The organism is Pelosinus fermentans JBW45 (assembly GCF_000271665.2).
In the GTDB taxonomy this organism is placed as follows: Bacteria; Bacillota; Negativicutes; order DSM-13327; family DSM-13327; genus Pelosinus; species Pelosinus baikalensis.
In genome coordinates this window covers 1-20630 of the sequence record NZ_CP010978.1, presented here as the reverse complement: position 1 = coordinate 20630, position 20630 = coordinate 1, and the positions used below count along the sequence as shown (strand labels likewise).

At 35.2% G+C, this 20630-nt stretch carries 18 protein-coding genes; 4 read left to right on the top strand and 14 right to left on the bottom strand.

Going from position 1 to position 20630, the window contains the following annotated elements; translation table 11 throughout:
- Window positions 1–104: 104 nt before the first annotated feature.
- Window positions 105–2540, bottom strand: coding sequence for a DNA gyrase subunit A (gene gyrA, locus JBW_RS00090; protein WP_007954638.1), 2436 nt, complete (start codon window positions 2538–2540; stop codon window positions 105–107).
- A 278-nt stretch (window positions 2541–2818) separates the two neighbouring features.
- On the opposite strand from gyrA, the gene JBW_RS00085 reads away from it, so the two are divergent.
- On the top strand, window positions 2819–3457 hold the full coding sequence (locus JBW_RS00085; RefSeq protein ID WP_007954640.1) for a manganese efflux pump: 639 nt from the start codon (window positions 2819–2821) through the stop codon (window positions 3455–3457).
- A gap of 104 nt (window positions 3458–3561) precedes the next feature.
- The gene (locus JBW_RS00080; RefSeq protein ID WP_007954643.1) at window positions 3562–5157 is read left to right on the top strand and encodes a PAS domain-containing sensor histidine kinase; all 1596 of its coding nucleotides are present in this window, start codon (window positions 3562–3564) and stop codon (window positions 5155–5157) included.
- On the opposite strand, the gene JBW_RS00075 is transcribed toward JBW_RS00080, so the two are convergent.
- Window positions 5137–5901, bottom strand: coding sequence for a sulfite exporter TauE/SafE family protein (locus JBW_RS00075; protein ID WP_007954645.1), 765 nt, complete (start codon window positions 5899–5901; stop codon window positions 5137–5139). The genes JBW_RS00080 and JBW_RS00075 overlap by 21 nt on opposite strands.
- A 275-nt stretch (window positions 5902–6176) precedes the next feature.
- On the bottom strand, window positions 6177–6608 hold the full coding sequence (locus JBW_RS00070; protein ID WP_007954647.1) for a peptidylprolyl isomerase: 432 nt from the start codon (window positions 6606–6608) through the stop codon (window positions 6177–6179).
- A 235-nt stretch (window positions 6609–6843) separates the two neighbouring features.
- Between JBW_RS00070 and JBW_RS00065 the strand changes: the two genes are divergently transcribed.
- Window positions 6844–7743: a LysR family transcriptional regulator gene (locus JBW_RS00065; protein WP_007954649.1), complete on the top strand. Its 900-nt coding sequence runs from the start codon at window positions 6844–6846 to the stop codon at window positions 7741–7743.
- An 80-nt stretch (window positions 7744–7823) separates the two neighbouring features.
- On the opposite strand, the gene corA is transcribed toward JBW_RS00065, so the two are convergent.
- Both corA and JBW_RS00055 read right to left on the bottom strand, forming a co-directional pair.
- Window positions 7824–8894, bottom strand: coding sequence for a magnesium/cobalt transporter CorA (gene corA, locus JBW_RS00060; RefSeq protein ID WP_235334103.1), 1071 nt, complete (start codon window positions 8892–8894; stop codon window positions 7824–7826).
- 5 nt (window positions 8895–8899) lie between these two features.
- Window positions 8900–11242 (bottom strand): FtsK/SpoIIIE family DNA translocase, encoded by a 2343-nt coding sequence (locus JBW_RS00055; protein WP_007954653.1) that lies wholly within the window; start codon window positions 11240–11242, stop codon window positions 8900–8902.
- A gap of 187 nt (window positions 11243–11429) precedes the next feature.
- Here JBW_RS00055 and JBW_RS00050 point away from each other — a divergent pair, with 187 nt between their 5' ends.
- On the top strand, window positions 11430–11879 hold the full coding sequence (locus JBW_RS00050; RefSeq protein WP_007954655.1) for a QueT transporter family protein: 450 nt from the start codon (window positions 11430–11432) through the stop codon (window positions 11877–11879).
- A gap of 115 nt (window positions 11880–11994) precedes the next feature.
- On the opposite strand, the gene JBW_RS00045 is transcribed toward JBW_RS00050, so the two are convergent.
- From JBW_RS00045 to dnaA, 9 genes are all read right to left on the bottom strand, one after another.
- Window positions 11995–12192 carry a CooT family nickel-binding protein gene (locus JBW_RS00045; RefSeq protein ID WP_007954657.1) on the bottom strand — a complete coding sequence of 66 codons (198 nt, stop codon included), beginning with the start codon at window positions 12190–12192 and terminating at the stop codon, window positions 11995–11997.
- Window positions 12168–12611, bottom strand: coding sequence for a DUF3842 family protein (locus tag JBW_RS00040; protein WP_007954660.1), 444 nt, complete (start codon window positions 12609–12611; stop codon window positions 12168–12170). The genes JBW_RS00045 and JBW_RS00040 overlap by 25 nt, the downstream gene beginning before the upstream one ends.
- Before the next feature lie 102 nt (window positions 12612–12713).
- Window positions 12714–14630, bottom strand: a complete 1917-nt coding sequence (gene gyrB, locus JBW_RS00035; protein ID WP_007954667.1) for a DNA topoisomerase (ATP-hydrolyzing) subunit B — start codon at window positions 14628–14630, stop codon at window positions 12714–12716.
- A 63-nt stretch (window positions 14631–14693) separates the two neighbouring features.
- Window positions 14694–14948: an extracellular matrix regulator RemB gene (remB, locus tag JBW_RS00030; protein WP_007936139.1), complete on the bottom strand. Its 255-nt coding sequence runs from the start codon at window positions 14946–14948 to the stop codon at window positions 14694–14696.
- Window positions 14948–15784 carry a DUF721 domain-containing protein gene (locus JBW_RS00025; RefSeq protein WP_007954669.1) on the bottom strand — a complete coding sequence of 279 codons (837 nt, stop codon included), beginning with the start codon at window positions 15782–15784 and terminating at the stop codon, window positions 14948–14950. The genes remB and JBW_RS00025 overlap by 1 nt, the downstream gene beginning before the upstream one ends.
- Window positions 15785–15789: 5 nt before the next feature.
- Window positions 15790–16887 carry a DNA replication/repair protein RecF gene (recF, locus tag JBW_RS00020; protein ID WP_007954671.1) on the bottom strand — a complete coding sequence of 366 codons (1098 nt, stop codon included), beginning with the start codon at window positions 16885–16887 and terminating at the stop codon, window positions 15790–15792.
- An 11-nt stretch (window positions 16888–16898) separates the two neighbouring features.
- A complete protein-coding gene (locus JBW_RS00015; protein WP_007954674.1) occupies window positions 16899–17114 on the bottom strand; it encodes an RNA-binding S4 domain-containing protein in 216 nt (71 codons plus the stop codon).
- The gene (gene dnaN, locus JBW_RS00010) at window positions 17115–18224 is read right to left on the bottom strand and encodes a DNA polymerase III subunit beta (protein WP_007954676.1); all 1110 of its coding nucleotides are present in this window, start codon (window positions 18222–18224) and stop codon (window positions 17115–17117) included. It abuts the gene before it with no gap.
- A 319-nt stretch (window positions 18225–18543) separates the two neighbouring features.
- Complete coding sequence (gene dnaA, locus JBW_RS00005; protein WP_007954678.1) at window positions 18544–20031, bottom strand: chromosomal replication initiator protein DnaA; 1488 nt, start codon at window positions 20029–20031, stop codon at window positions 18544–18546.
- Window positions 20032–20630: the final 599 nt, after the last annotated feature.

Below are 20630 nucleotides of genomic sequence, written 5' to 3'. Positions count from 1 at the left end.
AAAAGTATATGTTTTGTAAAAACGGCTGCCTTAAAATTAAGGCAGCCTTTTTGTCTACGATCTAACAAACCAGTATATATACTTGTCTGTTTTTACCTAATAAATTAATCAATATCTGCCTTTTTTTCCACAGCAGCCAGGGCCACAACTTTATCATTCTCACCAGTTTTCATTAATTTAACCCCTTGAGTATTTCTGCTAATTACGGATATGGTGTCAATATCAATACGTATGACAATGCCTTCACTGCTAATCAACATCAATTCCTGACCAGGACGCACTACCTTAATGCCTACAACCTGACCTGTCTTTTCTGTTACTTTTGTGTTAATGACACCCTTACCACCACGTTTTTGGTTTCGATAACTATCAACTGGGGTACGTTTTCCATAACCTTCAGCAGTTACGGTCAATACTTCGCCTTCTTGTTTTAATGTATCCATACCAACTACACTATCACCTTCATGCAGACGAATTCCTCTTACACCCCGGGCGGTACGTCCCATATCGCGAACATCGGTTTCAGGGAAGTAAATAGCAAGTCCATCCCGAGTTCCCATAAGAACATACTGCTCACCATTTGTCAGCTTAACACCAATCAAATCATCATCTTCATCTAAAGTTATCGCTATCAAACCTGTTTTTCTTGCAGTATCAAAATCCATTAATTCGGTTTTCTTAACTATACCTTTTGCAGTCGCCATAAATAAATAGCGCGTATTCGTAAAGGCTTTAATTGGAATCACAGCCGTGATTCTTTCTTGTCCTTCTAACGGCAATAGATTAATAATGGATGTACCTTTGGAGGTACGGCTTGCTTCAGGTATTTCATAACCCTTCAGTCGATATACCCGACCTCGATTAGTGAAGAACAAAATATTATGATGTGTTGTCGTCACAAATAGATGCTCTACAAAATCTTCTTCTTTCGTTCCCATACCAGCGACACCACGTCCGCCTCGTTTTTGATTCCGATAGGTATCAACCGGAAGACGTTTTACATAGCTAGAACGAGTCAACGTAAGTACAATGTCTTCCTCAGCAATTAAATCTTCTACTGCCAATTTCGATAAATCATCTGTGATAATTGTGCGGCGATCATCACCAAAACGTTTTCGAATATCCAATAATTCTTCTTTAATAATATTCAGTACTTTTTGATCATCAGCCAAAACAGACTCCAGCCATTCAATAGTTTCTAATACATCTTTATATTCATTTTCAATTTTTTCTCGCTCCAAGCCGGTTAAACGTTGCAGACGCAAATCTAAAATGGCCTGGGCTTGTTTGTCGCTCAAATCGAAACCTTCGATTAAGGCTGCACGAGCGACATCAACAGTCTTGGATTGTCTAATTGCTGTTATAACCGCATCAATGTGGTCAAGGGCAATTTTCAATCCTTCTAAAATATGAGCTCTAGCTTTTGCTTTCGCTAACTCATAATTAGTACGACGAACAATCACTATTTTTTGATGTTCTAGATAATAGTACAACATTTCTTGCAAGTTCAGTACTCTTGGTCGTCCTTCCACTAAGGCCAGCATAATAATGCCAAAAGTATCTTGCAGTTGCGTATGTTTATATAATTGATTTAAAATAACATCCGCATTAATATCACGTCTTAGCTCAATTACAATACGCATGCCGCTACGGTCACTCTCATCTCTAAGATCCGTAATTCCATCGATTACTTTATCTCTGACCAAATCTGCAATTTTTTCAATCAGAGTGGCTTTGTTAACCTGATAAGGTATTTCCGTAACAATAATCCTAGGCTTGCCATTGGCCATTTTATCCACACGAGCCTGGGCACGCATTTTAACTACACCGCGACCAGTGGTGTAAGCAGAATAAATACCTTCTTTACCTAATATCAAACCTCTCGTAGGAAAATCAGGCCCTTTGATAGCTGTCATCAATTCAGGGATGGTAATCTCTGCATTGTCGATCATCATAATCAGAGCATCAATGACTTCTCTTAAATTATGAGGAGGGATATTCGTAGCCATACCTACTGCAATACCTGATGAACCATTTACCAAAAGGTTAGGAACCTTAGCTGGCAGCACTGTTGGCTCTTGCATCGATTCATCATAGTTAGGGGTAAAATCTACTGTATCTTTTTCAATATCAGCTACCATAGCCTCTGCAATACGAGACATTCTAACCTCAGTATAACGCATAGCGGCTGCAGAGTCTCCGTCAACCGAACCAAAATTACCATGACCATCTACCATCAAATAACGGGTAGAAAAATCTTGGGCTAAACGTACAATAGCCTGATATACAGAACTATCACCATGAGGGTGATACTTACCAAGCACTTCACCGACAATACGCGCTGATTTCTTATAAGGCTTATTCGCTGCCATCCCTGCTTCATGCATAGCATATAAAATGCGACGATGTACAGGTTTTAGTCCATCCCGAACATCGGGCAATGCCCGCATGGTGATAACACTCATGGCATAATCAATATAAGAACCTTTCATTTCCTGTTCAATACTTACAGGCAATACTTTACCTAAACCAAAATCCACATTCTCACCTCAAAAACACAATTTTAAATTGCGATAGTTCCTGGACTTGTCTTTTTCATACCAATGCAAAACCATACTACTCACACTATTTTATGAGTAGTATGTCAATCACTTACTTCAACTTCTTATTATACCATATAATTTCCCTATATTTTTAAAAAATCCTTCTAATCCTTGAATAACAATACAAAAGCTTCATCGTCACCAAAGATTAACCTTCACCATATATTATTTGGAGATACCTTATCTAACCACTCTACCTATAGGAGGCTATATAAATGACGTTGTGCTATGTATTACTCTTAGGATTTGCTGTAAGTATTGATGGCTTTATTGCTGGTATTTCCTACGGATTAAAAAATATTTTTATATCTAGGATTTCTTTATTTATTGTAGGATTAACAACAACACTATGCGTTAGTTTAGCCATGGGAAGTGCTCATATATTAGGAACAATGTTAAATACCAAAATAGCAGTACTTATAGGTGCATTATTACTCACCCTCATGGGATTATTTAGTTTATTTCAAGAATATTTTGCTGCAAAAGTTCAATCAGAGCCTATAAAGTCAGGAGTCACTTCTCCAAATCTCACCTTTTCCGTTGGTCGCCTCGTAATTAATATCATGGCCAAACCAGAAAAGGCAGATGTTGATCATTCTCAATACATTAGCTCAACTGAAGCCATACTTCTTGGATTAGCTCTCGGTATTGACAATATGATAGCGATTTTCGCTGCAGCCTTAGTAAATCCCTTGCCGTTTTATACTCCTATTACAATGGGATTAATCCAAATCCTAGTCATCACATTTGGGATCTATGCCTCGAAACATTTTCTTTCGGAACAATTCAAAAAAAAAGTTCCCTATTTGCCAGGGTTGATCTTAATTCTACTAGGTCTTGTTAGATTATATTAAAATTATTTTACATTTCATTATGATCCTAAAGGTAATTTACAAATTTTATAGAATACCTTAATAAGTTAAATATTTCCATTTATTTATAGAAAGGATAATAATGCATGGCCACTAATGTAACTGCAAAAGAAAATTTTATAACAGAAACGCCAGACCTGTATACTGAAGTTAATTCACGGGAAAATCCTCAGCTTCTTCATCTTCAATATCAGCAAATCATACGACAAAATCAGGAAGAGTATAAGACACTGATCGAGAATTTGCCTCTTATTGTCGCTCGTGTCAATACGAAAAGCCAACATATTTATATCAATCCTGTTATCTTTAAAGATACTGGACTATCTCCCCAAGACTTTATTGGTAAAACTTTTCGTGAAGCTGGCATGCCTCATAACTTTTGCATACTATGGGAAGCTTCCTTCTCCTATGCTTTTACTACTGGCAGGGAAGCCTTATTTGAGTCTGACTTCATTAATCAGCAGGGAGAGCATTATTATTACCAATGTAGGATCATACCAGAATACAATCAGGAAGACACGATTAAGTCCGCCCTGTATACCTTAATGAATATTACAGATCATAAAAAACTAGAAGCAAAACTATATCGCCAACACCAAGAATTTCAAGCACTAATTGAAAATACACCTGATATTATTACCCGAATTGATAAATCCATGCGTATTACTTTTATTAATTCTTCTATCACTCAGCTAACAGGAATACCTGCCAAAGAATATATCGATAAGACCTTGCATGAACTTTCCAACTGCGATCCAAATACTCTAAATCTTTGGATAGTAAATGTCCAAGAGGTTTTTCTAACTAAAAAATCCAATGTGTTTGAATATGAATATCCAGGTCTAAATGGCATTCGATATTTTCATGCCCGTATCGTACCAGAATTAGGAATTGACGGTTCTGTAGAACGTGCTTTATGGACGTCACGAGACATTACAACTTATACAAATTTAACAGCCGAAATGGCTCGTCTCGATCGATTAAATTTAGTAGGGGAAATGGCGGCTAGCATCGGACATGAAGTACGAAATCCCATGACCACAGTACGGGGATTTCTCCAAATGATGTCCTTAAAAAAAGAAAATAAAAAAAATACTGTTTTCTTCAATATCATGATTGATGAACTTGATCGAGCAAACTCTATTATTTCTGAATTTTTGTCTTTAGCGAAAGATAAGTCAGTTCACTTAAAAGAGACAAACTTAAATAGCATCATCACAGCTCTTATGCCTTTAATGCAAGCCAATGCCATTGTCGATAATAAAACAATTCACCACGATTTAGCTACAATTCCAAATTTGCAACTGGACGAAAAGGAAATTCGTCAATTGATACTTAATCTGGTGAACAACGGATTGGATGCAATGGAATCAGGCGGTACAATCTCAATTCAAACCTTTACCTATGATAATACCGTGGCCTTAGCAATACAAGACGAAGGTCACGGTATACCAAAGAACATTATGAAAAAAATTGGTACGCCGTTTTTCACTACGAAGGAAAAGGGTACTGGACTAGGATTGGCAGTTTGTTATAGCATTGCCAACCGACATAATGCCACCATACAGCCAATAACCGGTCCCCATGGCACTACCTTTTATATTTTATTTCCCATTAAGAATAAGGATGGAGTCAAATATCTAACCCCCAGCTGCCAATCTTTAACGCAAGACATCCCATAACTGCTTACTAATTAAGACAACTGACATAAATAAAAACAGTGGGCGCACATAAGCAGCGCCTTTTTTTATCGCTAATCTAGAACCTGCCAATGCACCAAGAATCATGGCGAACCCCATAGGTATAGCATAATAATAGTTAATAGAGTCAAAATAGACAAAAGTAAAAACAGCTGCAATATTACTAGCAAAATTTAAAGCTTTCGAATTACCAGCTGCCATTACGAAATCAAACCCAATCATTAAAAAGGCAAAAATAAAAAAAGAACCTGCTCCTGGTCCGAAAAAGCCATCATAAAAACCAATGGAAAAAGCAACTATGCCACTCAAGTATGCTGTCCTTTTACTCATACCATCATAGGTTGATACATCTCCCCATTCTTTTTTGGTAAAAGTATAAATAGTAACCACTACTAGCATAACAACTACCAATGGTTTCAAAAATTGGGATGGTATTTGCTGAACGGCAATAACACCAAATGCCGATCCAATAAAGGAAAGAGGAAATAAATATTTAATAATTTCAAGGTTGATCTTGCCTGACCGCATAAATGAAATCGTACTCGTAAAACTTCCCATTACACTTGCCATTTTATTAGTGCCTAATGCGATGGTTGGCGGCAATCCCGTAAGCAGTAAAGCTGGTAAAGATACTAATCCTCCTCCACCGACTACAGAATCAATGAATGCAGCGATAAATCCAGCTCCCATTAAAAATAAAATCATATCCATACTAATATTTTCCAAAATAAATTTACCTCCTATAAAACCTCGCTGACAAATCTTTTAAAAACATTATAAACAATTTGAACCACAAAGACGCAAAGGACACAAAGGGTTTTTGTGTACTCCTTTGTGTGCCGCGCCAGCGGCATTGCGCCTTTGTGGTTCATAATATATTATATTTTACCTACTAAACTTTATAAATTCTAGTCATATATTAAAATAAAAAGTGAGATTACATCAATTGATGTTCCCCCACCCTAAAACACATATCCGCAATTTGGGTACATTCTTAGCTTCTATTCTTCAATCACTGTAACCTTATTCATAATATCACCTTCAGTGATTAAATCAACAACATCCATACCTTCAATTACTTTACCAAACACAGTATGTACACCATCTAAATGAGGTTGCGGTTCATACACAATGAAAAATTGACTGCCTCCTGTATTAGGTCCACGATGAGCCATGGACAAAGAGCCACGTTCATGAATACGAGGATTATCTTTGGTTTCACAAGGAATTGTATAACCAGGACCACCCGTACCTGTACCATTTGGGCAGCCACCTTGAGCCACAAAACCTTTGATTACACGGTGAAACGAAATACCATTATAAAAACCTTCTGTAATTAATTTTTCAAAATTAGCTACTGTTTTCGGTGCATCTTTCTCAAATAATTCTATTGTAATTTTACCTTTATCCAATTCGATAATTGCCTTTTTCAAAAAAATTCCCTCACTTTGATCATTTTTTTTCTTTATTATTATACCATAGTATTATACACTTTTATATTATATTTAATCTGTAAAATACTAAATACTTTAAATGTTTAAATTCTTTGCGTTTTATTACACATTTACTGTTATTTTATATTATAATTATAATATAACCTATTCTTAAAAACTATAGTACCCTACTATATCATTTCTGCACATCTTATAATAAAAAGGAGATCGAAAGATGGATGTACGCCATTTAACTTATTTTATTGAAGTAGCCAGGCACCGTAGTTTTACCAAAGCAGCTCGTTCATTACACATAACACAACCGTCAATTAGTAAGATGATTAAAATTTTGGAAGATGAATTAGGAACAACCTTATTTTATCGCTCCGCAAAACAAATTGAATTAACGGATGCAGGCAGAGCTGTTCTCCACCAATCCCAACAAATTGTAACCTCTTTCCAAAATCTAACATCAGAATTAGCTGATGTAATTAACTTAAAAAAGGGTACTCTTGTAATCGGATTGCCTCCAATGGTAGGTGCCAGGTTTTTCCCCAAGATCATTGCTGATTATACGAGGCTATATCCTCAAATCTCTCTTAGTCTAATTGAAGTAGGTTCTAAAAAAGTAGAAGATGGAATAGAAGATGGCAGCCTGGATATTGGTATGGTTGCATTACCCGTTAATGAGAATAACTTTGAAATGTTTCCTTTCGTCAAAAAGCCTCTAATGCTCATTGTTCATCCTGATCACGAATTAGCGAATCGATCCAATGTGGAGCTTACTGAATTAAAAAATGAATCCTTTATCCTATTGCGGGAAGATTTTACTCTTCATGGTCGTATCGTAAATCGCTGTATTCAAAGTGGCTTTGATCCTAAAATTATTTGTGAAAGCTCCCAATGGGACTTTATCTTTGAAATGGTTGCTATTAATTTAGGAATTGCCATATTACCACGAACGATTTGCAAGGAACTTGACCCTGCCAAAATCAAAACCGTATCCTTAGCAGAACCCATGGTACCTTGGCATCTGGGAATGATCTGGAAAAAAGATCGCTATCTATCCTTTGCCAGCCGATCCTGGTTAAAATTAACCAGCCAATATTTCGGTATTAAATTGGATTTGCCTTAATATAGGGCAAACCTATATATAAATTTATAATAAAAAGTCGTACCTTGTGATAAGGTGCGACTTTTATGAATTATAAAGGCTTACATCCATTTCTTTCTGCGAAAATATACGATCATACATCCGCTAATAAAGGCCATAATTATTAGAATCGCCGGATAGCCCCACTTCCATTCCAGCTCTGGCATATATTTAAAATTCATACCATATAAACCTACAATAAAAGTGAGGGGAATAAAAATGGTAGCGATAATTGTTAAGACTTTCATGACTTCATTCGTTTTAAAACTTACATTAGAAAGATAAAGATCAAGCATCCCCGTAACCATATCCCGATACATTTCAATACTATCAATTACTTGTATCATGTGGTCATACACATCTCTAATATAAATAAGAGTGTCTTTTGTGAATAAGACAGAATCTCCCCGAGACAAAACATTTATAATTTCTCGCAGAGGCCAGACGGCTTTTCTCACAAATAACATTTCATTTTTTAACGTATGTATTTCTTTTAAAACCTTAGGCTGAGGATGTACAATAATTTTATTTTCTAATACTTCAATTTTATCTCCTAAATATTCAAGAGCAACATAGTAATTATCTACAATACAATCGAGTAAAGCATAGGCAAGGTAATCTACACCTTTACTTCTTATTTTACCTGTAGTGCTTTTCATTCGTTCTCGAATCTTTTCAAATGTATCATTATCATTTTCTTGAAAAGACAATATATAATTACTGCCTACAATCAAGCTAACTTGCTCAAAATCGATATTCTTATTATCATAGCAATGAATCATTTTGACAATAATATATAAGTATTCTTTGTTATCTTCCATTTTAGGACGTTGGTTGGTGTTGACGATATCTTCTAATACTAAAGAATGTATATGAAATGCAGCTCCGATTTTTTCAATCATGCTCACAACATGAACACCGCTGATATGTATCCAACACTTATCTGTGATACTCTTATTCTCTAATAATTCATCAACTTTATCAAATTCTTTCTCATTCCAATGCTCACTACTATAACACAACATTCTTATTTTTACTTTTTCGCTTCGAGTTGAACCGATATGCAAAAGAGTACCGGGAGGAAGACCTACTTTTTTAGTGATCTGCTTATATCGACCTGGCAAACCTACCACCTCATCTATTCTGAATCCGTATTACTAGATTGGGCCGCATCATTAAAATAACGTTCACATACCTGATCATAAGTCATGATGATATCCCGGGGTTTGCTTCCCATATTCGGACCAATAATTTTCATTTCTTCCATTGTATCAATTAAGCGAGACGCTCTTGTATAGCCAATCCGGAATTTTCTTTGCAGCATGGATGCTGATGCCTGATTTAGCTCCATAATAATGCGCACAGCTTCTTCAAATAACTCATCTTCAAAAAGATTAGAACCATTCTCTTCTTTCTTCAAATTTTCACAAGCAGTAATTCCCTCCATATATTCAGGAGGCTCTACCTGCTTTTTGATATATTCTGTAAGTTCTTCTACTTCACTATCAGCAATAAACGCACCTTGTACTCTAAGAGGCTTAGACATGCCGATAGGATAAAACAGCATGTCGCCTTTGCCTAGCAACTTTTCTGCTCCTGCCATATCCAATATGGTTCGGGAATCAATTTGGGATGATACAGCAAAAGCAATTCTAGATGGTACATTGGCTTTAATTAAGCCCGTAATTACATCTACAGAGGGTCTCTGCGTCGCTAATACCATATGAATACCAGCTGCTCGAGCTTTTTGAGCTAAGCGGATAATAGCATCCTCTACATCAACTGGCGAGACCATCATCAAATCTGCCAACTCATCAATAATAATTAAAATATAAGGGATTTTTTCACCACTAGAACCCTCGCCAACTGGAAAACTATCAATTAAATCATTATATCTCCCGATATCACGCACTCCGGCAGCAGCAAACATTTCATAACGTCGCTCCATTTCTTGTACTGCCCAGCGCAAGGCAGATGCAGCTTTTTGTGCATCCGTCACTACAGGTGTTAATAAATGAGGCAGACCATTATAATTCGTCAATTCAACCACTTTAGGATCAATTAAAATAAGGCGTACTTCCTGAGGAGTTGCTTTAAACAATATACTGGTTAACAATGTGTTAATACATACACTCTTACCAGAGCCTGTTGAACCAGCCACTAATAAATGAGGCATTTTCCCCAAATCAGCTGTCACAGTCTGCCCTGCGATATCCTTCCCTAAAGCCACCACTAATTTTGAGGTTGCTTTCAAAAATTCGTTACTTTCTAACACATCCCGCAAAGGAACACTTGCTAGAACTTTATTGGGAACTTCGATACCAATGGCTGCTTTACCTGGAATTGGCGCTTCAATACGCACTCCCGATGCAGCAAGACTCAAAGCAATATCATCTGCTAAATTAACAATTTTACTAACTTTTACACCAGGGGCAGGTTCTAATTCATAGCGGGTTACAGTAGGTCCTTGACTAATATGGATCATTTTCGCTTTGACATTAAAACTTTCCAGAGTACTCTCAAGGATTTTAGCATTATTGGCTACTTCTTTTGCTCGTTTACTATCCGTTTGATTCGTAGATTTTTGTAATATTGATAGTGGCGGCAATACATATCCTGCAACAAAGGTACTCTCTGGTTCTATAATCGAATGATTGTCCTCTATTTTCCCCTTATTATTTTGCTTATGTTTTAATTCAACAACATTTTCTCGTACCTTCGAAGCAGGCTCTTCTCTTCTTGCCTTGTAGCTGGCTTCCTCTGCTTCTTGATGAGCAGCCTGTTCTAATAAACTGTCAATTAAAGGTCTGCCAGTAATCGCTGCTATCTCTTCATCCAGCTCTTCTTGTTCTTCTTTATTCTTTTTTCTTAAGAACTGTTTATCCTTCTCCTGATTATAAAAGCTGCCGACTTTTTCAATTTGTTCATATGCAGTAGACAATCCCTGCTGCGTTCTTTCTTTAGCCGCTAAATAAGTTTGATATAATGACCATGTTGTAGCAATTAAAATACCACATAAACTCGAAGCAATTAATATAATAAAAGCACCATAAAATCCAAAAAATTTACGCAGTATAAATAATATCATACCACCAATCAAGCCGCCTCCACTGGCTAAACTTTCTGGAAGTATTTCTCTGTTTTCAAAAATTAAAAAATGATGGGTTAATGCTAACAAAGATATATATAGCAGCGCTAGCCCCCAAAAACGAATACTATACACAATACCTTGATCTTTCTTGATATAAAAGCCACCAATAATGATCATTAATAAAGGAATAACAAAGGCTCCTAATCCAAAAGAGTATTTTAAAAACTTAGATAGATATAGCCCGATGGAGCCAGTATTAAAATCTAGTAAACTAATAATTGAAATAATCCCTGCTGCCAAAAGAAAGATACCCAATACCTCAGAGCGGAGCCTTGGATTAACAATACTTTGATTATTATCTTCTATATCGCTTATATGACGTTTAGACAATGTTTACCACCTAATTCTTTTTTTATTTATTCTCGTTGTATTATACCATTCCTATATGGAAATCCACAATTTTTTTAGGAACATATGTTTGTTTTTATTCTATATTTGTCTTTATCGAAACTTTTCTGGTTTATTTTAACTCTATATACTATAATTAAAATTCAATCTATTATCAATGGAGGTCTTTATGAATACCCATTTTATTCTACGTGCTACTATGATTGCCGCTTTATATATAAGTATTACATATGCACTAGCACCCATTTCCTATGGCCCTTTACAATTTCGACTTAGCGAAGCACTTACCGTGCTGCCCATTCTTTATCCTGAAGCTATCTACGGTTTATTTATCGGCACTTTAATTGCTAATATCTTTGGTGGGCTGGGTGTTTGGGATATATTTGGCGGTAGTCTGGCCACACTCATTGCAGCTTGGCTTACCTATCGATTTAGAAGTACTATCTGGGCATATGTATCCCCAATTATCGTCAATGCATTTATTGTTGGCGGCTATCTTTCTATATTATATGCTATGCCCTTCTGGTTTACAATATTATCCATTGGATTTAGTGAAGCAATTATTGTATTTGCCATCGGGTATCCTCTTATCGTTGTACTAAAAAAGTATAAATTATAATATGCATAGGCGGCTAGATCTAAAAATTCTAGCCGCCTATGCATATTATAATTTAAAACAAAAGGAACACAAGGGCGCAGAGATATCCCAGGTTTCTTTGTCTATAGAACATCATTTATTCTTTCGCAAAACGCTCTAGGATAATTTTATGGTCCACTAAATGTAATTCTTTAATACGGGCTTCTATGGTTTTGCGTTCACCAAAAATATTTTCAAGATAGATTTCTCTATCCTTAGGAATAATGGTATCGACTCTTTCTAAGAGTAATTCCTCCACATTTTTATTCATTACATAAACGTTAGCTTCACACATGCTTTATCCCCTCCTAAATGCTTTTTAATTTCAAGCAGTACACCATCTACTAAATGAGGCAGCGGCTCTGTTTTTAATCCAATAATATCAATATTCCCGCGATATAAAGGTATTAATATCTTTCGCGCCTTACTAGTCGTTATCACTTCTGCCATTTTCGGCGTAAGTTCTCCAAGCATTGAATTTGCCATAATAATACTCAATGATCCTATGATACAATCAATATCCTTACAATTATGTACAATTGCATTTTCTCCGGTAGCACCTTCATTTGCTCCTGCTTTCAGCATAGCTGAAGTTGCCAGCGCATTTGTACCTAACGCCAAAATATCAATTTGCTCTTTAAATTCTTTTCTTATTTTTTCAATAATGACTTTTCCCATACCGCCGCCTTGTCCATCAATCACTACAATGCGCATAAGACTCCTCCTTAACAACGTAACCCAAGAACAATTACTTTAAAAGTAGGAAGGCTAATTATCTAATACAGATAATCGGCCTTCCTTATTTTTACTTACCTATCACGTATCCAAATTTCGTACATCATGGGCATTATCTTCAATAAATTTACGCCTAGGTTCTACCTTGTCACCCATAAGAATTGTAAACATCTCATCAGCAGCCAAAGCATCACCTAATTCTACTTGTAAAAGAGTTCTACCTTCAGGATTCATCGTAGTTTCCCATAGCTGATCAGCATTCATTTCTCCAAGACCTTTATAACGCTGTACATTAATATTGTCTTTGCCAATACGAGCTAATAATTTACTCATTTCATCATCACTGTATAAATACCAGCTCTCACGCCCCTTTTTCACTAAATATAAAGGCGGCTGAGCTATATAAATACGACCAGCTTCAATGAGAGGCTTCATGTAACGATAAAAGAACGTTAATAACAAGGTACGAATATGAGCACCATCAACATCAGCATCTGTCATTATAATAATTTTACCATAGCGACTTTTTTCTAAATCAAAATCTTCTGCAATACCATTACCAAAAGCAGTAATCATAACTCTAATTTCATCACTATTGAGTATCTTATCTAAACGAGCTTTCTCAACATTTAATATTTTACCACGCAAAGGCAATATAGCTTGGAATCGGCGATCCCGTCCTTGCTTGGCAGAACCACCTGCTGAATCTCCTTCAACTAGATAAATTTCTGTCTGCATAGGATCTTTCATTGAGCAATCTGCCAATTTCCCAGGTAAAGAACTTATTTCCAATGCATTTTTTCTACGAGTCAATTCCCTGGCTTTACGGGCTGCATCTCTAGCCCGAGCTGACATTACGGATTTCTCAATAATTTTTTTAGTAATAGCCGGATTTTCTTCGAAAAACTCACTTAATCGATCAGAGACAATGCTATCCACAATCCCTCTTACATCACTATTACCTAGCTTTGTTTTCGTTTGTCCTTCAAATTGCGGTTCCTCAATTTTTAAGCTGATAACTGCCGTCAGACCTTCTCGTACATCTTCACCACTTAAATTTTCATCATTATCTTTTAATATATTCAATTTACGTGCATAATCATTGACCGTTCTTGTTAATGCAATTTTAAAACCACTAAGATGAGTGCCACCCTCTTGAGTATTTATATTATTAACAAAACTAAAAATATTTTCTACATAACTTTCATTATACTGTAAAGCAATCTCCACAACACTGGTATCTCGTTTTCCTACTACAAAAATAGGATCGGTATGCAGTACTGTCTTATTTTTATTTAAATGATCAACAAAAGAACAGATACCGCCTTCATAGAAAAACACTTCGTGAGTTTCTGTACGTTCATCTGTCAAATTAATGGTAATTCCCTTATTTAAAAAGGCTAACTCCCTTAAACGCTGCTTTAAGGTATCGTAACTATACACTAACTCTTCAAAAATTTCAGCATCAGGTTTAAATTTAACTGTAGTCCCTGTTTCTTCCGTTTCTCCAATTACTGTTAAAGGTTTAGCAGTATAACCGCGTTCAAAACCAATTTGATGAATTTTTCCATCCACTTTTACTTGGATATCTAAATATGTACTAAGAGCATTTACTACCGATATACCTACTCCATGGAGTCCGCCGGAAACTTTATAGCCACCGCCGCCAAATTTACCCCCGGCATGCAGCACTGTTAAAACTACTTCTACCGCCGGTTTGCCAGTTTCATGCATACCTACAGGAATACCACGACCATTATCCGACACAATAATACTATTATCTTGGCAAATCGTTACATCTACTTTATCACAATATCCAGCCAATGCTTCATCAATACTATTATCAACCACTTCATAAACCAGATGATGCAATCCTCTGGCTGAAGTACTGCCAATATACATTCCTGGGCGTTTACGTACAGCTTCTAAACCTTCTAATACTTGTATTTGTTCCGCCCCATAATTACCATTGCCTAAAACTTCTTCCTCATTACTCATTGCTAACCTCCAACTTAAAATCAACTCATAGAGTGTTATAAAACATCTTTTATATGATCTATCTTAAATATTTTCATAGATATGAAAATCAATTGCCCTTTTCTTTAATGTTAAAGATGAAATAGCAGACAGATATACTTTATTCGTAGTAATAATAAAACTCTTGGGATCATTTTCTGAAACATCAAAAACCTTTTTCTCATCGCGCATTTTCTTAATAAATTCTTTATTAATACCTGATCGTTTTGATTTTAGATCAGTAATAGAAATAACATCACGCAAAGGAACGACCATATCGGCTCCCAGGTGTAAAAACATTACTTTTTCCTCCTGAATTTTTCTAAGGTTTTATTGATAATTGCATCATTTACAGCTTCAATCTTAGCTCCTGTAGTTAGCATTATAAAACTCATTATTTTAAATTTATCATTATCTCCTTCTTGGATATCTCGGCTAATGAATGCAGTTAATGTATATTTAGCTTGCTGAAATTCCTCTTCTGTACAAGTAATATGTTCATATAATTCAGCATAGCGTATCCATGGTATTTCTTTTAGAGTATTTATAATAGTATACAGTAATTTTTGCTTTTTATTAAGTGTACAAGCAGTACAATAGATTTCTTCCGGCGGACATAAAACAGTACAACTGGCACACTGGTGCCAGTTATGCTGTTTTTTTATTTTTTTTAAAGCAAAATCCTTACGCATAATGCGCAATATTTTTTGCTTTAAATATTTATCACTTATACGATTACTGGTTTCCTGCATAGTTTGTACATCATATTCATCTAATTTAACCTTACTTAATTGGTATTTTATATTAGGTATTGTATTTATAGCAGTATCTTCTTCATTCTGGGAATTACTAAAATATCCTGCTTGAAAACGAATATCAAAAATAAGTTTATAGCCAATAAATTGATTTATTTTATCAATAATGCTTTCTTTCATCATGGATAAATGATGAGACCATACAGAACTATTCACACTAACCATTAGAGTTCCTTGCTGAACAGAACGAGCGTATGCATTGGCAGCGATATCATCACCGACGATTTCTGACCAATGTATAATAACAGATTGGTCGTTATATGGCTTCTGTAAGCCTAAATTTCTGATCGTATTCGATACTATATCTTTCATTTTTTGCATAGCAATCACTCCACTATAGTACCATTTTCTACATGAAAATATTTTCCAAATTCCCAATCTGGAAAATACTTTTCTTCCGTGGCCGTAATGATGGTTTGGACACGATCTTTGATAAAAACTAATAAATGTTCCCGGCGTGTTGCATCTAATTCACTCATTACATCATCCAGTAACAAAATAGGGTATTCTCCCGTTTCTGATTTAATAAATTCCAACTCTGCTAATTTTAATGACAAGACTCCTGTACGTTGTTGACCTTGGGAGCCAAATGTTCTTAAATTTATACCATTCACAGTGAGAATTAAATCATCTTTATGAGGTCCGATACTTGTGCTGCCACGCCAAATATCGTTTTGTCGCTGCTGCACAAATTTAGCCTTATATTCTTTTATCAGATTTTCAGCTCCCGTTTCGGTAATTTCATGCTTATGATACACAAGAGTCAAATTCTCTTTACTTGCAGTTATTTTGCGATGCATTAAATTCGCAAGCATGGCTAATTTCTTAACTGCCTCTTGTCTTTTTGTGACGATTTTACTAGCTGCGACAGCCAACTGTTCATCCCAAGCATCTAACATGTCAGGTTTATCTTTATTTTCTCTGATCTTTTTTAACAAGTTGTTTCGTTGGGAAACAATGCGATTATATTTTAATAGTTGCTGGTAATAGCTTGGATTTGCTTGTGAAATCTCTATATCTAAAAAACGCCTACGCATAGCAGGCATCCCTTTTATTAGCATTAAATCTTCAGGAGAAAATAATACAACATTCAGTAAACCAATGAGTTCCCGAGGTTTTATTGCATAATGATTTGATATGATTTCTTTTTTCTGACTGTTACTCAGCTTCATGACCAAGCTATTTTCAATATTCATGCGGGAAAATACAATTGTAATACTGCCATCTTCCTGCTGCCAACGAATCAGCTCAGCATCTACATTCGTACGATGAGAGCGCCCCATTGCACCATAGTAAATGGATTCGAGGATATTGGTTTTCCCTTGCGCATTTTGCCCAATAAATATATTAATTCCTTGGGTAAAATCTAAGGAAAGGTTTACATAATTTCGAATGTTTCTCAGAATTATTTTATTAACTTTCATGGTAACACCTTTTATTCAGTCGTTACTTTCCATTTTCCAATATCTGTAATTTCAACTATATCACCAGGTTGTATTTTTTTACGTCGTTCATGAATTTGGGTGCCATTTATAAAGACAAGACCGTCTTCAATCAATAATTTGACTTGTCCACCAGATTCAATAATCCCTGCCCATTTTAAAAATTGATCAAGCTGAATAGTAGTTGTAGATATTCCTATTTCTTCCATTTAATTTGTCCTCACAGGCGTAATGATATAGTTGTAAGTTTCATCATCAATCGGTTTAATACTTGCAGGACTAAGAGGTGTATTCAAAGAGAATATGAGTTGTTCACTGCTAATGTTTTTTAAAATATCCGTAACATACTTTGCATTAAAAGCAATTTCAACTTCATTACCTTGAACGGTTGTTGTTACTGTTTCACATGCTTTACCGATATCAGGGTTGTTAGATGTAATAATAACACAATCATTTTTAAAAGCCAATTTAATAATATTATAATCGCCATCTCTTGCTAATAAGGAGACACGTTCCACTGCATCCATAAATGCATGAGTATCAATAGTGATGGTAGTAGCAAAACTAGGGGGAATTACTTTATTATAGTCGGGAAATTGTCCTTCAATTAGACGAGAAATGATATAGATATTATCAAACGCAAAGGATACTTGATTCTTTTGACAATAAATTGTTACATCCATAGGAACATCTGAAATCATAATGCGTGCTAATTCATTCAATATCTTAGCAGGAATAATCATTTTGATGCTATCTGTATTATGACCAAGATGGTCTTTTTTTATTGCTAAGCGATGAGTGTTGGTAGCTACCATATTTACCTCATGCTGGTTGATTTCAAGTAAACCGCCAGTAAAAATGGGACGGGATTCATCAGTAGAGCAAGCAAAAACAGTCTTCTTGATCAGTTCTCTTAATATATTATCTTTAACATTTATCACGGTATCACTCGTTGGCTTTTTTAATACAGGAAATTCTTCTGCTGGCAAGCTTAATAAATTAAATTGAGCTTGATTCGAAGTAATTTGAATGGTTCTGTCTTCTGCACTTGAAGAAATTTCAATGATTTCTCCTGGTAATTTACGAACTAATTCTTGAAAATATCGTCCAGAGATTACTACTGTACCTGGTTCTTCAATTGTGGCTTCAATAATGCAGCTAATGCCAATTTCATAATTCGTTGCTTGTAATTCTAATTTATCTTCAAAGGCAGATAAATAGATACCTGTCAAAATAGGCATTGGAGTTTTAGTGGCAAGAGCCTTTTGTACTGTTTGTACAGCGTGGTTTAATTGCTCCTTTGTGCAGGAGATTTTCATTTTTAGTCCTCCATTCGGTATATTAATACTAAATAATATATATATTAATAAAATAGTCGTAATAGTAGTAGGGGGTGTAGATATGTTAATAACTCTAAAATTGCCTTATGCACAATAAAAAACGCTTGTTAATAACGTGTCAGTAAGTACTATAGGGGTTATCCACAAATCCACAGCTTTTTACTGTTCATAAATTATCAACAAATAATGTACAGGCTAGTCCTACTGTTACTAACAGAGTTATACACGTATCGCCAAAGAAAGAGTGAATTATGTGAGTAAAATAGCACTTTTTGTGACATATAAGCGAATAAAGATATTAAGTATTTTCAATTCGTTTAATTAATTCCTTAATTGTATTGCTTAATTTAATATCTGCATTACGTTCACGGCTGATTTTGTCATAAGCATGAATGACCGTTGTGTGATCACGTCCGCCAAACATTTCTCCAAGCCTCGGAAGTGAAGTCTCTGTTAGTTCTCTGGATAAATACATGGCAATCTGTCTAGGGTATGCAACATTTCGAGTCCGTTTTTTAGCCAGTAATTCATCAATTTTTAGTTTGAAGTAAGAAGCGATGGTTTCTTGAATCAGCTCTACCGTAATTTGCTTAGGCTTACCATGAGGAAAAATGTCTTTTAATGCCTCTGTTGCCAGATCGATATCAATATTCTGGTTCGTTAGGGAAGCATAAGCCATCACTCTGATTAATGCACCTTCCAGTTCTCGAATATTATTATCAATACGGCTTGCGATATACACCATAACGTCGTTGGATACATTCAAATGTTCCATAATTGCTTTTTTACGTAGAATGGCAATTCGTGTTTCCAAATCCGGAGGCTGAATATCAGTGATAAGACCCATTTCAAAGCGAGATCGCAGTCGATCTTCTAAAGTTTGAATCTCGCGAGGCGGTCGATCGCTTGACATGATAATCTGCTTATTTGCTTCATGTAACGTATTAAAAGTATGGAAAAATTCTTCCTGGGTATGTTCTTTTTTTGCTAAAAATTGAATATCGTCAACTAAGAGAACATCAATGTTACGGTATTTTTGACGAAAGCTTTCTGGATTACCATCCCGAATGGAATTGATTAACTCATTGGTGAATTTTTCACTAGAGATATAAAGCAATTTTAGATGTGGGTGATTTTTTAAAATACGGTGACCAATGGCGTGCATAAGATGAGTTTTTCCTAGTCCAACACCGCCATAAACAAAAAAAGGATTGTATGCATTGGCTGGTGCCTCGGCAACGGCTAAGGATGCAGCATGCGCTAAACGGTTAGAATTACCAATAACAAAAGTTTCAAAAATATATTTAGGATTTAATATTGCCATTGATTCTTCTGCTGGATTTTGATTTAAGGAAAAATTTTGGTCAGATTCAGAAGATGGTTTATAGATATGAGGTTGTTTGGCTGTGGACATACTCGTTTGCACAAAATCAGGTTTTTTGTCGATTTCTGCTTCTAATAGCAGCTGGGATGGGACGATTGCCGGAGTTGTTTCTTGAGATGCAGGAGATGCAGTTGTTTCATCATCTATATCTAAATTAATAAAAATTATCGTTAAGGGTTTATTCGTAATAAATTGGACTGTAGATGAAATGATAGGAAGATAGCGGGATTCAAGCCATTCTTTAATGATTTGTTTGGGAGTTCCAATTTCAAATGTGGTATCGGTTAGTTTTAGGGGGATGGTGGGCTTTAGCCAAGTATCAATCATTAGCTTTGATAATTCTTGTTCTAATTTTTTTAATACCTGTTCCCATACGATTGTTGCTTGTAGGGTATCGTCCATACATTCAATCCTTTCTGTGCTATACAAATAATATAAAGTCATATAAAAAGATAAAACACAATAATAATGAAAATGCTTTATCAAACATAAAATAAAGACTAAAGTTAAAAGAATTATTTGAATTATAATCACTCTATCAACAAATTTAATTAACAGTCTAATAAGTTATCCACAGACTTATTAACACATGTGAATAACTTATTTTGAAAAAGAAGGGTTTTAACGAAAAAAAAATACAACAGCAAAATAAAAAGTATTTCGCAGTCTTGTATTCATCAAGTATAATAGAGTTATTAAGTGGTGTGGATAAAAGTGTGCATAAAGCTACGTTTTTGTGAATAACTTTTACTTTATGTAGATAAAAATGAGATTAGAAAGAATATGTGGATATCTTGTCATGTTTTATATTATCAAAAACTATATAAGTTATCAACAGATTTTTATCAAATAGGACCTTTTGTCTACAAAATTATCCACAATACACAGAAACTATCAACAAGTATATTTCTTGACACTGAGGCCTTGGCTAGTCTATAATCTTTAGTGTTAAAATATAGGCATTTTAACGTGATATTTTTGGTATTTTAGCAAGGAGGTGT